The sequence below is a fragment of the Phyllobacterium brassicacearum genome (genome assembly GCF_003010955.1).
Classification (GTDB): Bacteria; Pseudomonadota; Alphaproteobacteria; order Rhizobiales; family Rhizobiaceae; genus Phyllobacterium; species Phyllobacterium brassicacearum.
Genome location: NZ_PGGO01000003.1, coordinates 16,856 through 31,717, shown reverse-complemented (window position 1 = coordinate 31,717; position 14,862 = coordinate 16,856). Strand labels below are relative to the sequence as shown.

General features: G+C 58.2%; 14 protein-coding genes. 9 read left to right on the top strand and 5 right to left on the bottom strand.

Going from position 1 to position 14,862, the window contains the following annotated elements; all coding sequences use genetic code 11:
* Positions 1-10 precede the first annotated feature (10 nt).
* Complete coding sequence (locus CU102_RS05320) at positions 11-961, bottom strand: carbohydrate kinase family protein (RefSeq protein ID WP_106710010.1); 951 nt, start codon at positions 959-961, stop codon at positions 11-13.
* A 316-nt stretch (positions 962-1,277) separates the two neighbouring features.
* On the opposite strand from CU102_RS05320, the gene recA reads away from it, so the two are divergent.
* From recA to CU102_RS05305, 3 genes are all read left to right on the top strand, one after another.
* Positions 1,278-2,369, top strand: coding sequence for a recombinase RecA (recA, locus tag CU102_RS05315; RefSeq protein ID WP_106710009.1), 1,092 nt, complete (start codon positions 1,278-1,280; stop codon positions 2,367-2,369).
* A gap of 302 nt (positions 2,370-2,671) precedes the next feature.
* A complete protein-coding gene (alaS, locus tag CU102_RS05310) occupies positions 2,672-5,332 on the top strand; it encodes an alanine--tRNA ligase (RefSeq protein ID WP_106710008.1) in 2,661 nt (886 codons plus the stop codon).
* A 616-nt stretch (positions 5,333-5,948) separates the two neighbouring features.
* Positions 5,949-6,206, top strand: a complete 258-nt coding sequence (locus CU102_RS05305) for a hypothetical protein (RefSeq protein WP_133624398.1) — start codon at positions 5,949-5,951, stop codon at positions 6,204-6,206.
* A gap of 17 nt (positions 6,207-6,223) precedes the next feature.
* On the opposite strand, the gene CU102_RS05300 is transcribed toward CU102_RS05305, so the two are convergent.
* Complete coding sequence (locus CU102_RS05300) at positions 6,224-6,538, bottom strand: YciI family protein (protein WP_106710006.1); 315 nt, start codon at positions 6,536-6,538, stop codon at positions 6,224-6,226.
* 106 nt (positions 6,539-6,644) lie between these two features.
* A complete protein-coding gene (locus CU102_RS05295) occupies positions 6,645-7,859 on the bottom strand; it encodes an NADP-dependent isocitrate dehydrogenase (RefSeq protein WP_106710005.1) in 1,215 nt (404 codons plus the stop codon).
* Positions 7,860-8,204: 345 nt separating this feature from the next.
* On the opposite strand from CU102_RS05295, the gene CU102_RS05290 reads away from it, so the two are divergent.
* The 4 genes from CU102_RS05290 (at position 8,205) to CU102_RS05270 (ending at position 11,958) form a co-directional block, all read left to right on the top strand.
* Complete coding sequence (locus tag CU102_RS05290; RefSeq protein ID WP_106710004.1) at positions 8,205-9,059, top strand: RNA methyltransferase; 855 nt, start codon at positions 8,205-8,207, stop codon at positions 9,057-9,059.
* A complete protein-coding gene (gene murI / locus CU102_RS05285; RefSeq protein ID WP_106710003.1) occupies positions 9,052-9,867 on the top strand; it encodes a glutamate racemase in 816 nt (271 codons plus the stop codon). Before CU102_RS05290 ends, murI begins: the two co-directional genes overlap by 8 nt.
* Positions 9,868-10,149: 282 nt before the next feature.
* Positions 10,150-11,424 carry a S10 family serine carboxypeptidase-like protein gene (locus CU102_RS05280; RefSeq protein WP_106710002.1) on the top strand — a complete coding sequence of 425 codons (1,275 nt, stop codon included), beginning with the start codon at positions 10,150-10,152 and terminating at the stop codon, positions 11,422-11,424.
* 273 nt (positions 11,425-11,697) lie between these two features.
* Entirely contained in the window at positions 11,698-11,958 is a 261-nt protein-coding gene (locus CU102_RS05270) for a hypothetical protein (protein WP_133624394.1), read from the top strand.
* Between the two features lie 143 nt (positions 11,959-12,101).
* On the opposite strand, the gene CU102_RS05265 is transcribed toward CU102_RS05270, so the two are convergent.
* Positions 12,102-13,196 (bottom strand): LLM class flavin-dependent oxidoreductase, encoded by a 1,095-nt coding sequence (locus tag CU102_RS05265; RefSeq protein WP_106710302.1) that lies wholly within the window; start codon positions 13,194-13,196, stop codon positions 12,102-12,104.
* A 168-nt stretch (positions 13,197-13,364) separates the two neighbouring features.
* Positions 13,365-14,006, bottom strand: a complete 642-nt coding sequence (locus CU102_RS05260) for an NAD(P)-dependent oxidoreductase (RefSeq protein WP_208113791.1) — start codon at positions 14,004-14,006, stop codon at positions 13,365-13,367.
* 147 nt (positions 14,007-14,153) lie between these two features.
* Between CU102_RS05260 and CU102_RS05255 the strand changes: the two genes are divergently transcribed.
* Together CU102_RS05255 and CU102_RS05250 are read left to right on the top strand one after the other, a co-directional pair.
* Positions 14,154-14,567: a winged helix-turn-helix transcriptional regulator gene (locus CU102_RS05255; RefSeq protein WP_166648315.1), complete on the top strand. Its 414-nt coding sequence runs from the start codon at positions 14,154-14,156 to the stop codon at positions 14,565-14,567.
* 102 nt (positions 14,568-14,669) lie between these two features.
* A complete protein-coding gene (locus CU102_RS05250) occupies positions 14,670-14,858 on the top strand; it encodes a DUF3008 family protein (RefSeq protein WP_106710301.1) in 189 nt (62 codons plus the stop codon).
* Positions 14,859-14,862 lie beyond the last annotated feature (4 nt).

The following is a 14,862-nucleotide window of genomic DNA, read 5'->3' as shown; positions in this document are numbered from 1 at the left end:
TCCTTTTATGTCAGCCTAGGGGCACCACAGCCGGGATGCACGCAAGTGCACGATCGAATTCCTGTGGCGAAAAATGCGCGCTTGCCGAGTGGGTCTGCAATGTCAGCATGGACGCGGCTATACCTTCCCTCACTGCCACATGAAATGCTGTGCCGCGCATCAATGCGGCGATGGTGCCACCGGCCAGCGCATCGCCCGCGCCGGTCACATCGGCGATGCCGTCCACGGCTGGCGGCTGGATGGAATACGCGTGATCGCCGAAAAAGGCGAGGGCGGCATTGCTACCGTTGCTGACAATAGCGCCGTTCAAGCCCTGTGCGCGCAACGCCGCATATATGCCGGGCAGTGGCGCCTCCGGCCCAAGGCCCGTCAGCGCCCGTGCTTCGCGCCGGTTCATGAACAGGCAGGTGAGATTGCCGAAGATCGGCCGCAGCCGTTCAACCTTGGCCGGGGAAATCGCCAGCGCAAATAGCGGCCGCCCGCCGGCCAAGTCCGCCAGCCGCTGCAACGCATCTGAAGGCAGGTTCGCGTCGCAGAAGATGGCATCGGCTGTGGTGACGGAATCTCGCACCTTGCGCCGCAGCAATTGCCTTGGCAGCGCAACTTCATAAAGCTCCATGTCGGCTATGCCCGCAACCACATCGCCGTGCTCGTCGAGGATGGCAGTATAGCTCGGCGTTGCGCGGTCCATATAGACGGCCGATCCGTCCTTGATTCCGGCCTTCTGGATCGCATCGCCAATCAGTTCGCCGGTCCTGTCGCCGCCGCGCACCGAGAGGAGTTCGGCCGCCACACCGCGCTGGACGATCAGCCGCAGCGCATTGAACACGCCGCCGCCCGGTTCCTCGCGCATGATGCCGGGGTTCGATGCCCCCGGCACGAAAGGCACGATACTCTGGCCGCGCCGATCGAGATGAGCGCCGCCGACAGCAAAGAGCAGCAGTTGATTGGCTGAGGTCATGGTTGATTGCTTGTCCGGGTAAAACTTCAAGTTGTGAGGCCTTCGTTTGGCTCTTGTCCTAGAACGCCGGACGGGGAGACGCAATCACGCAACCGATTCGAACCTGCGCTGGCTGCTCCGTTGTTCCACCGCAGATTCGCCTATGAATAAGCTCTGCGGCATATCATCCTGACAAAAGGAACATTTTGCGAACATTTTTCGGTTATGATTATTTTACAACGGGTTATGCCAGTTGCCAAACAAGAACAAAACAGATACAAATAAATTCATGTTGAGGAACATCCGTACTTCATGGATAGCACAGGGGTAGTGTAACATGGCTCAAAATTCTTTGCGGTTGGTTGAGGGTAATTCAGTGGATAAAACGAAAGCTCTGGATGCGGCATTGTCCCAGATCGAGAGAGCCTTTGGTAAAGGGTCGATCATGCGGCTTGGCCGCAATGAGCAGGTGGTGGAGATCGAAACGGTCCCGACCGGCTCGCTGTCACTGGATATTGCCCTTGGCGTCGGCGGTTTGCCGAAGGGCCGCATCGTTGAAATTTACGGGCCGGAGAGCTCGGGCAAGACGACACTTGCCCTGCACACCATTGCCGAGGCGCAGAAGAAGGGCGGCATTTGCGCCTTCGTCGATGCCGAACATGCGCTCGATCCGGTCTATGCCCGCAAGCTCGGTGTTGACCTTGAAAACCTCCTGATCTCGCAGCCGGATACCGGTGAGCAAGCGCTGGAGATCACCGATACGCTCGTGCGTTCCGGTGCCATCGATGTGCTGGTCGTCGACTCGGTCGCCGCACTCACGCCCCGCGCTGAAATCGAAGGCGAGATGGGCGATTCGCTGCCCGGCCTGCAGGCGCGATTGATGAGCCAGGCGCTGCGCAAGCTGACCGCTTCCATCTCGCGTTCGAACTGCATGGTCATCTTCATCAACCAGATCCGCATGAAGATCGGCGTCATGTTCGGTTCGCCCGAAACCACGACGGGTGGCAATGCGTTGAAGTTCTATGCCTCCGTGCGCCTCGATATCCGCCGCATCGGATCGCTGAAGGAACGCGATGAGGTCGTCGGCAACCAGACCCGCGTGAAGGTCGTCAAGAACAAGCTGGCGCCACCCTTCAAGCAGGTCGAATTCGACATCATGTATGGCGAAGGCGTTTCCAAGACCGGTGAACTCGTCGATCTCGGCGTCAAGGCTGGCATTGTCGAAAAATCCGGCTCGTGGTTCTCCTATAATTCGCAGCGTCTCGGCCAGGGCCGCGACAATGCAAAACTTTTCCTCAAGGAAAACCCCGAGATCGCCAATGAGATCGAGCTGGCGCTGCGCCAAAATGCCGGTCTTATCGCCGAGCAGATGCTGGACAAAGGGCCTGATGATGTCGAGGACGACGGTCCCGACGCCGCCGAAGGCTGACCTGCAGGCAAGGCCACACCATTTCCGGTTTTGACATCAACCCGCATCCAGGTCCTGGTTGCGGGTTTTTCGGTCATGCCAGTCCCATGTTTGGGTGCTCCGCCGCTCGTGCCAACCACACCATCCCTCATGGTGAGTTTGTCGAACCGCGCACGACCGTTTGGCGTTCTTAGGTAACATCCATTTCAGCCGGATTTTCTGGACAGTTTGCAACCGCGTCGCTACAAGCGTTGCGTTCCGCCCGTTTGCGTCAGCAAGGGGCCAATTCCGCTTTGGATAAAAAGAAGTCAGAGGCAAGAAACATGAGTGGCGTCAACGAGATCCGGTCGACATTTCTGAACTATTTCAAGAAGAATGGCCATGAGATCGTGGCGTCGAGCCCGCTCGTGCCGCGCAACGACCCGACGCTGATGTTCACCAATGCGGGCATGGTCCAGTTCAAAAACGTCTTTACCGGCATCGAACAGCGCCCCTATAACCGAGCCACGACTTCGCAGAAATGCGTGCGTGCCGGTGGCAAACACAACGACCTCGACAATGTCGGCTATACCGCGCGTCACCACACATTCTTCGAAATGCTCGGCAATTTCTCCTTTGGTGACTATTTCAAGGAAGAGGCGATATCGCTTGCCTGGAACCTGATCACCAAGGAATTCGGTCTTCCGAAGGATAAGCTCACGGTCACCGTCTATCACACCGACGATGCCGCTGCCGGTTTCTGGAAGAAGATCGCTGGCCTGCCTGAAGAGCGCATCATCCGCATTGCGACGAGTGATAATTTCTGGGCGATGGGCGATACCGGTCCTTGCGGCCCATGTTCCGAAATCTTCTACGACCATGGTGAAGGCATCTGGGGCGGGCCTCCCGGCAGCGCCGACGAAGATGGCGACCGCTTCATCGAGATCTGGAACCTCGTCTTTATGCAGTTTGAGCAGGTAACGAAGGAGGAGCGGATCGACCTGCCGCGTCCGTCCATCGATACCGGCATGGGCCTGGAGCGTCTCGCTGCGGTCTTGCAGGGCAAGCATGACAATTACGATATCGATCTGTTCCAGACGCTGATCCACGCGTCGGAAGAGGCGACCGGCGTCAAGGCCGAGGGCAAGTTCCGCGCAAGCCACCGGGTGATCGCCGATCACCTGCGCTCGTCGAGCTTCCTCATTGCCGATGGCGTTCTGCCGTCCAATGAGGGCCGCGGCTATGTGCTGCGCCGTATCATGCGCCGCGCCATGCGCCACGCGCAGCTGCTCGGGGCTAAGGAGCCGTTGATGTGGCGGCTGCTGCCGGCGCTCGTGCGCGAGATGGGCCAGGCCTATCCGGAACTCATCCGCGCCGAGTCATTGATCTCCGAGACTTTGAAACTTGAAGAAACGCGCTTCCGCAAGACGCTGGAGCGTGGTCTTGGCCTGCTCGGCGACGCCACGGAGAACTTGAGCGATGGTGACAAGCTCGACGGCGAGACGGCCTTCAAGCTTTACGATACTTATGGCTTCCCGCTTGACCTGACGCAGGATGCGCTGCGCCAGCGTGGCATTGCCGTGGATACGGATGGCTTTGATGCCGCCATGGAGCGGCAGAAGGCCGAAGCCCGCGCAAGCTGGGCGGGTTCCGGCGATGCGGCAACGGAAACGGTGTGGTTCTCCGTGCGCGACAAGTTGGGTGCAACCGACTTCCTCGGCTATGAGACGGAAAAGACCGAAGGCATCATCACCGCCCTGGTCCAGAACGGCAAGCTGGTGACAAGCGCGGAAGAAGGGACGGACGTCTCGATCGTCGTCAACCAGACGCCATTCTATGGCGAATCCGGTGGCCAGCAGGGCGATACGGGCATCATCTCCGGCGATGGCTTCAGCGTGACGATCACCGATACGCAGAAGAAGAATGACGGCGTTTTCGTCCACATTGGCAAGGTAACCAAGGGTACCGTCAAGGTCGATGCGGCTGTCGAACTTACCGTCGACAGCACGCGCCGCACCCGCATCCGCTCCAATCATTCGGCAACCCATCTGCTGCACGAAGCCTTGCGCGAAACCCTGGGCACGCATGTTGCCCAGAAGGGTTCGCTTGTTGCGCCCGATAGGCTGCGTTTCGACTTCTCGCATCCGAAGCCGATTTCGGACAAGGAGCTTGCTGTCATCGAGGATCTCGCTAACGAGATTGTGTTGCAGAATGCGCCTGTGACGACGCGCCTGATGGCCGTTGACGACGCGATTGCCGAAGGCGCCATGGCGCTGTTCGGCGAAAAATATGGCGATGAGGTGCGCGTCGTTTCCATGGGCACGGCGCTGCATGGCAACAAGGAAGGCAAGAGCTATTCGACAGAACTCTGCGGCGGCACGCATGTGCGCGCCACGGGCGATATCGGCTTGATCCGCGTTGTCTCCGAAGGCGCGGTCGCTGCTGGAGTGCGCCGTCTCGAAGCTCTGACAGGCGAGGCAGCCCGCCGTTATCTCGAAGAGCAGGACGACCGCGTCAAGGCGATTGCCGGCGCGCTGAAGGCTTCGCCTGCCGATGCCCTGTCGCGTGTCACAGCATTGATCGACGAGCGCCGCAAACTTGAACGCGAACTCACCGAGGCGCGCAAGCAATTGGCGCTGGGTGGCGGTTCCGCCGCTGGTGGCGCGCAGTCCGAAACGGTCAATGGCGTCGGCTTCATCGGCAAGGTGGTCTCTGGCGTCAATCCACGCGATCTGAAGCCGCTCGCGGATGATGCGAAGAAGACTGTCGGCTCCGGCGTCGTCACCTTCATCGGCGTCTCGGATGACGGCAAGGCCAGCGCCGTCGTTGGGGTCACCGACGATCTAACGGCCAAGTTCAGCGCTGTCGATCTCGTCCGCGTTGCGTCCGCAGCCCTTGGCGGGGCAGGCGGTGGCGGCCGGCCCGACATGGCCCAGGCCGGTGGCCCGGATGGGTCAAAGGCTGAAGAAGCCGTTTCGGCCGTGCGCGAAGCCTTGGCCGGCTGATTTCTTATCGGTTTAGACTGCACCAGCCGCGTGTGTCGCGGCTGGGATACTGTATTTGAAGTTGTTATTGGATTCTAATTGGTTTTTTATACTAATTTCCTATGGCGTGATACTTGATAGTTCTGATGATGCGTGGAACAATATCACTGTTGTGTTGATATTCATTGGTACAATAGCTGAAATTTATATAGTATTATGAACCAGGCCTGACAGTTCCATGATTTGCTTTTAGTTGACCGCGAGCCATCCATTTCATGCCAGCCCGTCTTTGGACGGGCAGGATGTGGATGGGCGTTGGAGTTATGTCTGGAGAGACCGTGAAACGGATATTGCGCTTTCCTATCGCGATGGTCTTACCGCTTGCGGTGATGTTGAGTGCATGCCAGACACCAGCAGTCGTCAGAGATGTGCATATGGGTGCCGATATCATCTATGGGGCAGACGTGATCGCATATTTCGGTCTTATTGAGGCCCTCCACGCACAGCCGGTCTATTCCTCAAAAGCGGGTTTTGGCCTTAAGACGAGCTTCCAGAGCCCTCGAAGGTTGAGAATCCTGGAAGCATGGAGTTATGGAAAGCAATTCGACTACGCAAAAGGCATTGATGAGAAAATGCCGTGCCCCATCCCGCCTTGCATGCCGATGAACGTCGAACAGGGCGTCGTATCGATGATGAAACTGATTTTGTCGCTGCAGCGTCAAACGGTTTCGAATTCGAACTGGTTGGCAGAGCAGGCAAGGTTGTCGGCAAAATCCCGACTCGGACGTTCCGTACGGTGCTCGATATGAAAAGCAGACTCAAGCCCACTCCACCGATAGCGGCTGCGCCTGCCACGACGGATGCCGCGCCGGAGAAAGTCGGCGAGGATCTTTAGATGGCGAGACGCTTCCTCTAGGTTTCCCGCGGACTCTGTGCGGCTGCAATGTGCATCGGCGCGATGCTGTAGCTGTTGAGCCCGGCGAGTACGGATGGGTCATTTTCGGCGAACTGCACCGCCTCGTCCTGATGCAAAACCTCGAGCAGTGCAATGCCGAACCAGCCTTCTGGGTCTTGCACCGGACCATAGGCGAGCACGGTTCCCGCCTCGAAATACTCGCTCATATAGGTGACGTGCTGCCGCATCAGCTCCTGTTCATCGTCGTCCATGTCCTCGGCAAAATTCGGCCGTGGTGGGATCAGGCGGAAAAAGAACTGCTGCTTGGTCATGGCTCGTCCTCCCGTTTCGATGCGCAAGCATAATACCTTCAGTTCGGCAAATAACAAAAAGCCCCGGAAAACCGGGACTTTTCAACTATCTTGATGAAGCGGTTGCTCAGGCAGCCATGGCCTTCGACAGGTTCTCGTTGATCTTGTCGAGGAAGCCTGTGGTCGAGAGCCAGGGCTGGTCCGGACCGATCAGTAGTGCCAGGTCCTTGGTCATGTAGCCGGCTTCTACCGTATCGACGCAGACCTTCTCGAGCGTATTGGCAAAGCGGTTGAGGTCGGCATTGCCGTCGAGCTTGGCGCGGTGCGCAAGTCCGCGCGTCCAGGCAAAAATGGAGGCGATGGAGTTGGTCGAGGTCTCTTCGCCCTTCTGGTGCTGGCGATAGTGGCGCGTCACGGTGCCGTGCGCGGCTTCGGCTTCCACGGTCTGGCCATCCGGCGTCATCAGCACCGAGGTCATCAGGCCGAGCGAGCCAAAGCCCTGTGCCACGATGTCCGACTGCACGTCGCCGTCGTAGTTCTTGCAGGCCCAGACATAACCGCCGGACCACTTCAGCGCCGAAGCGACCATGTCGTCGATCAGGCGGTGCTCATAGGTGATCTTCTTTGATGCGAACTTGTCCTTGAATTCGGCGTCGAACACTTCCTGGAAGATATCCTTGAAGCGGCCGTCATAGGCCTTGAGGATGGTGTTCTTAGTCGACAGATAGCAGGGAACGCCGCGGTTATAGGCATAGTTGAACGAGGCATGGGCGAAATCGCGGATCGAGTCGTCGAGATTGTACATGGCCATCGCAACGCCGGCACCCGGCGCATCATAGACTTCGTGTTCGATGGTCTCGCCATCGTCGCCGACGAATTTGATCGACAGCTTGCCCTTGCCGGGGAACTTGAAATCGGTGGCGCGGTACTGGTCACCGAAAGCATGACGGCCAACGATGATCGGCTGCGTCCAGCCCGGAACCAGGCGCGGCACGTTCTTGGCAATGATCGGCTCGCGGAAGATGACGCCGCCGAGAATGTTGCGGATCGTGCCGTTGGGCGACTTCCACATCTTCTTCAGGCCGAATTCCTCAACGCGCTGCTCGTCCGGGGTGATCGTGGCGCATTTGACGCCGACGCCATATTGCTTGATCGCATTGGCCGCATCGATCGTCACCTGGTCATTGGTCGCATCACGGTGCTCGATGCCAAGATCATAATATTTCAGGTCGATGTCGAGGTAAGGATGGATCAGCTTTTCCTTGATATATTGCCAGATGATGCGAGTCATCTCGTCGCCATCGAGCTCGACGACCGGATTTGCAACCTTGATCTTAGCCATGGAGTGTCAGCCTCTGTTTTGCTGCATGTGGGTGTCAGCATGGGATTAAAGTGAGGGTTCGCGCCCCTATAGCACCGCGATTGCAGAACGCAAAGTGAGGATGCGGTTTATCTCCCCCCTTGGGGGGGAGAAAGGATTTTCCTGGATTTAGCCCTTGCCAAATCCTTGGAAAATCCAAGCGAGGGGATAGTGCTCTGGCCCAAAAATCCCCTCTCTTGCGATTTCTAGCACTTAGCTGACGCTAAGATGCTGAAATCGCTTTCTCTCCCAGATACCGCCGGCATCGACCATTGCCCATCAAAAAAACGCGGGCTATGAGGACACCAAAGAGTTCAAGGATCAAAAATGGCCGGTACAGACAGACAGCGCACCCTTATCGCCGAAGGCCCGGCGATCATTCTGGTCGAACCGCAATTGCCGGAAAACATCGGCATGGTTGCGCGCGCCATGGCAAATTTCGGTCTGGCGGAGCTGCGCCTGGTCAAGCCGCGCGAGGAATTCCCCAACGACAAGGCGCGTTCAGCTGCCAGCCGCGCCGATCACATCATCGATGCGGCGCAGGTTTTTGATGATTTGCCGTCGGCGATCAAGGATCTCAATTTCGTCTACGCGACGACGGCGCGTGAGCGCGATGCCTTCAAGCAGGTGCGCGGACCTGTCGAAGCCGGACAAACCCTGCGCCAGCGCTTCAACAAGGGCGAGAAGACCGGAATTCTTTTCGGGCGCGAACGCATCGGCCTCAATAATGACGAAGTCAGCCTTGCCGATGAGTTGGTGACGTTTCCGGTCAACCCGGCATTCTCGTCGCTGAACATTGCACAGGCGGTTTTGCTCATGTCCTATGAGTGGATGAAATCAGGTCTCGAGAAGCACACGGATACTGCGTTTCGCGGGCCGGAGCTGGAGCCGGCGCCAAAGGAGCAGCTGCAAGGCTTCTTCAATCACCTCGAAGACGCGCTGCAGGCGCGCGGCTACTTCCGGCCGATGGCGCGCAAGGAGATCATGGTCAACAATCTGCGCGGCGTGCTCACAAGGGCAGGCTTTTCTGATTCCGAACTGAAACTTCTGCGCGGCGTTCTTGTCTCGCTCGATTATTTCAGTCCGAAGACGCCGCGCGGTTCCGGCGCGCCCGAGGGGCGCAAGCGCGAGAAGCCTGCCGTCACTCAAACGTCGAACGAGGATTCATCAAACGATGAATGACGGACAATCCAACGACCGCCCGATCATTGCCTTTGACAGCGGGATCGGCGGCTTGACGGTGCTGCGCGAAGCGCGCGTGCTCATTCCGGACCGGCGCTTTGTCTATATCGCCGACGATGCCGGCTTTCCCTATGGCGACTGGGAAGAGGAGGCACTGAAACAGCGGATCGTCGGCTTGATTGATGGTTTTATCGGGAAGTACGATCCGGAGCTCGTGATAATCCCCTGCAATACCGCCTCGACCCTTGTGCTCGAAGATTTGCGCCGCGTCTTTCCATCCGTACCTTTCGTTGGCACGGTTCCGGCGATAAAGCCCGCGGCGGAGCGCACCTCATCCGGACTGATCAGCGTGCTGGCGACGCCGGGCACGGTGAAGCGTGCGTATACGCGCGATCTCATCCAGTCCTTTGCCACGAAATGCCACGTGCGCCTGGTCGGCAGCCAAAGTCTTGCCCGGATGGCCGAAATGCATATGCGCGGCGAGTTGATCGACGATGAAGCGATACGCGCGGAGATTGCGCCTTGCTTCTACGAAAAGGATGGTGCGCGTACGGACATCGTCGTGCTCGCCTGCACGCATTATCCGCTCCTTGTCAATGTGTTCCGGCGCCTTGCGCCCTGGCCGGTGGACTGGCTCGACCCGGCCGAGGCGATCGCCCGGCGGGCCCTGTCACTGCTCACGCCGAATGGAACAGGAGTTGAACCCGAACATGGCGACGACATTGCGGTCTTCACATCGGGCAATCCGGATTTCCCGACCCGCCGCCTTTTGCAGGGCTTCGGGCTTGCCACAGGCGTGATTGCCTAAAATTGCCTCATGAGCGTCATTCGATAAAAAAATAGACAGTTTGCGACTATCGTCGAATTGACCGCACAACCTGCCGCCGCCAAAAGTTGCTTTTTGAGATTTTCAGCGAGCACTTATGAATTTTCGTTATTTATTGCTTGCGGCCGCCCTTGGCCTTTCCGCCTGTAATGGCTCGGACTCTTCCACGAACAACGAAGCGGATGGTACTTTTTCTGATCTGGCCAATGCAAAGGCTGAATTGGAGAAGGTGAATGCGCAGGTAACCCACCCGAAAACAACGTAGTGAGAGACAAGAACGTCTACAGCGCCGCAGCAGATGCGAGCCTTCCGCTTGCAACTGTCGACGAGACGCCGGCTGTCAAGAATCACCGGATCATGATCAATGGCAAACTGGTCAGATACACTGCCGCTGCCGGCCACCTCATTGCCTATGCGCGCAAGGATACCGAGCATCCGGCGGTGAACGTAGCGCAGGCCTCCATATTCTATATCGCTTATACCAGGGAGGACTTGCCGAGAGAAAATCGCCCGGTGACGTTCTTCTGGAACGGTGGTCCAGGGTATTCCTCGGCCTGGCTGCATCTGGGCTCGTGGGCGCCGAAACGGCTCAAGATCACAGCTTCCGATGTCGTCAAGGATCTTTCGAAAAGCGAGACGAAAGGCTTTTCGTGGGTCGATAATGCCGAAACGCTGCTGGACAAGACTGATCTCGTTTTTGTCGATCCGCCTGGAACGGGTCTGTCGCAGGCCATTGCGCCCTACAGGAACAGCGACTTCTGGGGCATGGAGGCCGATGCGCAGATAAATCGGGACTTTGTCGTGCGCTTCGTCAATCGTTACCTCCGCCAAAGCTCGCCGAAATATCTCTATGGCGAATCCTATGATGGCATCCGCCTGCCCATCGTCGCCAATCTGCTCGTCGCCGCGGAAAGGAGCAATTTCGATCCTGACAACACCGGCAGGAAGCCTGTCACTCTGTCGGAGCTCGTGCTGGGTTCGCCGATTCTCGACCTCGGTACGAACTGCAGCCAGACCGTGGATATCGGCTGTGCGGGATATTTGCCATCCTACGCCATGGCGGCTGACTACCACGGGCTGAGCACCAGGCGGGGGACGGCGTCTCCCCTGGAGTACATTGAAACGTTACGAGCTTTTGTCACCGAAAAGTACAATCCTGCACGAAAGATCTGGTACACGCCGATGCTTACCAGGGCCAAGGCGGCCTATGCCGAAGCCAGTCGCCAATACGGCAAGCTGACCGGTATCTGGCAGAACCCTGCCAGTGCCCGTGAGTGGGCGCTCAATGTCGACACGAAGCAGAATGCCAGCAGCAAGGCTACCGAACTTGCAAATCTGCTTGTTGCTACCCCTGCGGAGCGGGCCCGTTTCGTCGAAGCATTCACGGCTGATCCATTTGACGCGCTCAAGCAATTTGTCGCCAACGCCAAACAGGAGGTCGAGAGAGCCTTGACTCCGGCGTGGCGGGACTATGCGCAGACGCCGGCCGGTTTAAAACTTCTTCAAGGATATGACGAGCATCACCGGGCTCGATACTGATTGGCTGTATGAGTTTGAAGTGTCTCCGGTTCAATTCCCGAACAAACTTGTTCCGGGCTCGAACCTCGGTTTCTTTGACGCTCGGGCGAACATCTCCAATTTTGGCAGCACTCCCGCTGCGCTCTATACCGGTGCAGGGTTTGCGGATGCAATCAAGACTGCCCTGCCTGAGATGTTCAACTATCACAACGCTTCGCTCTATATGCTGCGCGATGACAGCATACGCGCCCATTGGAAATTTGAGCGCGAGCACAAACTGCAGGACTTCCGGACTTGGTCGCGACTTTGGAGAACGACTCGACGGTAAGGGCGCTTGCCTTACACGGTTATTATGACCTGCTGACGCCCTTTCACCAGACAGAACTTGATCTCGCCGGCGCCGGCTTGGCAGGCAGCGTCCCGGTCGCGCTCTACGAAGGCGGGCACATGTTCTTCGATGATAACAAGGCACGCGCTCAAGCAAAAAAGACGCTCGATGCGTTCTACGATGGTCGGCCCGTGGACGCTGCCAAGCCGCCTGTCGTGTTACACTAGTGGTCCGATTCTGACAATTCGCATCCCATGTTTGCAGGACCCTTTTTGCGAATGTCAGAATCAAAGGACAACTGGCAAATTATTGGATTCTAGTGGAATTTGACATTTGAACACGAGCATTGCTGCCCGGCAGGACTCAAATGTCAAATTCGAACCGCATCAATCCCGGCGATGGCGACGTCTTTGCCGGTCTTGCTCCCCGTGGCTCCACCCAGCTCCTTCCGGATCACCGGCGCGACGTTGGTGCCATAAAGCTCGATGGCCTTCAGAGTGTTCGCATGAGGCAGGCTGCCGAGGTCGATCTGCAGCATGAAGCGGTCGTGCTGGAAATAGCTGTGCTGCAGCATGATCTTGTCGATGATCTCCTGCGGTGAACCGACGAGCAGCGCGCCGCGCATGGAGCGCCCGGCTTCGAATTGGGCGCGATTGCTTGGCGGCCAGCCGCGCTCGCGGCCGATCTTGTTCATCACCACCTCGTATGACGGCCAGTATTCGTCAGACGCGGCTTGCGAATTCTCCGCGATATAGCCATGCGAATTGATGCTGACTTTCAGCGTTTCCGGCGCATGTCCCGCCTTGGCGCCCGACTTGCGATAAAGTTCCAACAGCGGTGCAAAGCGATGCGGTTCGCCGCCGATGATCGCCACGGCCAGCGGCAGGCCGAGCGTTCCGGCGCGGACCACCGATGCCGGCGTGCCGCCTACGGCGATCCAGACGGGCAGGGGATCCTGCAGCGGACGCGGATAAATGGCGAGATTGTCGATCGGCGCGCGAAAATCACCGCTCCATGTTACGCGTTCGCTGGTTCGCAGTTTCAGGAGCAGGTCGAGTTTTTCGGCAAACAGCTCGTCATAATCGTTGAGGTCATAGCCGAACAACGGAAAGGATTCGATGAACGAGCCACGTCCGGCCATGATTTCGGCGCGGCCGGAGGAGATCAGGTCGAGCGTCGCATATTCCTGGAAAACCCGTACCGGATCGTCGGAACTCAGCACCGTTACTGCGCTGGTCAGTCGGATATTCTTCGTCCGCGAGGCGCCGGCCGCCAATGCAACGGCCGGTGTCGAGATGACGAAATCCGGGCGGTGATGTTCGCCAATGCCGAACACGTCGAGCCCGACCTCATCGGCGAGCATCATCTCCTCGATGAGGTTTTGCATGCGCTGCTGCGCACTGATGGCGACGCCAGTCGCAGGATCAGGGCTCATCCCTGCAAATGTATAGATGCCGAGTTCCATGGTCATACCTTGCGTTAAACTTTGCTGCATAGTTAAGCGCAGGATGACGCCATGGGAAGAACGCACGTTGCGGTTGCCGAGGCACAAAAAGGAAACTGGACTGGAGAGCAGATGCCGCTCCTTATCTCCCCCTTGCGGGGGAGAGATCATCGGCATCGACTGTTGACGTTAATAACCCACAGTAAACCGCTGTTTGGCGTGCTTTGGCGTGTTCGCCTCATCCATAATCGCCACCGCCAGATCGCTGGCGCTGATCGCGCTGTTGCCCTCGGCGTCGAACACCGGATTGTCCTTGCCGAGCCGGTAGTTGCCTGTGCGCGGTCCAGGCGCCAGATGGAACGGCGGCGATACGAAGCTCCAGTCGAGTTCAGTCTCGCCGCGCAGGTCGTTCAGCGCCTGGCGTGCGCCGAGTGCGCCTTCCTTGTATTCGGCCGGGAAGCCTTCGCCATCGACAAATTGCGAGCCATCAGGTGCATAAAGGCTGCCGGCGCCGCCGATGACAATCAACCGGCCGACCCCCGCCTGCTTCGTTGCCTCGGCAATGGATTTGCTGGCCGCAATGTGAATGGCCTTGATATCGGGATTGCCCCAGCCGGGATTATAAGCAGAGACAACGATGTCGTGGCCCTTGAGCTTGCTAGCCAAGTCCGCCGTGTTCAGGGCATCAGCCTCGATTGCCGTGACCCCGGCCAGCTTTTCCACCTTGTCCGGGTTGCGCACCAGCGCTGTGACGCTGTCGCCGCGCGAGACGGCTTCCTTGAGGATTTCCTGCCCGACAAAGCCGGTGGCGCCAATCAATGCGATTTTCATCAGTCTCTCCTTTGATGCGGGTACGCATCGTTTTCTGGTTACTAATAATAACCATCTATGCTAGAACCCCTGGCTTGAGAAGAACGCACTTTTTCCGTTTCAGGGCACACGAAAGTAACCGCCCCGAGCGCGTTGATGAGGACCGACATGAGCATTCACGCAAAGACCCAAGGCGATACGCCTCTGTTGGCAACCACGCCGGCGATGGAATGGGATGGCAGCTCCTGTCCGATGCGCGAAGTGCTCGACATCATCGGCGATTCCTGGAGCCTTTTGACCATCATCAACCTGCAATCCGGGCCGCGCCGGTTCAATGTGCTGCGACGGATGATCGAAGGTATCTCACAGCGCATGCTGACCGTGACGCTGCGCTCGCTGGAGCGCGACGGGCTGGTCACGCGCACGGTCAAGCCGACCTCACCGCCCGAGGTAACCTACGCGCTGACGGAAATCGGCCATTCGATTGCCGTTCCGATAGGCGCGCTGGGAGATTGGGCGGTGAAAAACCGCGATCATCTGCGCGCCGCCCGGAAAGTGTTTGATGAGGCACGCGCGGATTAGCAGGAAAACACGCCAAGAGGCGATCAACGTTTGAGCTTGCTGGAACCCCCACCCATCCTCCGCGTTTCCCAACCTGTGCAACCTCTCACAGGGAGAATGACGATGCCTGCAAAATCCCAGGCCCAGCAGAAGGCAGCTGGCGCAGCGCTGTCGGCCAAGCGCGGCCAGACCAGGAAGAGCGCGCTCAAGGGTGCGTCGAAAAGCATGTACGACTCGATGAGCGAAAAGCAGCTGGAAGAGTTTGCTGAAACCGACCGCAAGAATCTGCCAAAGAAGAAGACCAAGCACTGATCAG

Bases quoted from the DNA above. Each gene is read 5' to 3' on its own strand.
- CU102_RS05320 (WP_106710010.1), bottom strand. From the start codon at position 961: ATGACCTCAGCCAATCAACTGCTGCTCTTTGCTGTCGGCGGCGCTCAT.
- recA (WP_106710009.1), top strand. From the start codon at position 1,278: ATGGCTCAAAATTCTTTGCGGTTGGTTGAGGGTAATTCAGTGGATAAA.
- alaS (WP_106710008.1), top strand. From the start codon at position 2,672: ATGAGTGGCGTCAACGAGATCCGGTCGACATTTCTGAACTATTTCAAG.
- CU102_RS05300 (WP_106710006.1), bottom strand. From the start codon at position 6,538: ATGACCAAGCAGCAGTTCTTTTTCCGCCTGATCCCACCACGGCCGAAT.
- CU102_RS05295 (WP_106710005.1), bottom strand. From the start codon at position 7,859: ATGGCTAAGATCAAGGTTGCAAATCCGGTCGTCGAGCTCGATGGCGAC.
- CU102_RS05290 (WP_106710004.1), top strand. From the start codon at position 8,205: ATGGCCGGTACAGACAGACAGCGCACCCTTATCGCCGAAGGCCCGGCG.
- murI (WP_106710003.1), top strand. From the start codon at position 9,052: ATGAATGACGGACAATCCAACGACCGCCCGATCATTGCCTTTGACAGC.
- CU102_RS05265 (WP_106710302.1), bottom strand. From the start codon at position 13,196: ATGGAACTCGGCATCTATACATTTGCAGGGATGAGCCCTGATCCTGCG.
- CU102_RS05260 (WP_208113791.1), bottom strand. From the start codon at position 14,006: ATGAAAATCGCATTGATTGGCGCCACCGGCTTTGTCGGGCAGGAAATC.
- CU102_RS05255 (WP_166648315.1), top strand. From the start codon at position 14,154: ATGAGCATTCACGCAAAGACCCAAGGCGATACGCCTCTGTTGGCAACC.
- CU102_RS05250 (WP_106710301.1), top strand. From the start codon at position 14,670: ATGCCTGCAAAATCCCAGGCCCAGCAGAAGGCAGCTGGCGCAGCGCTG.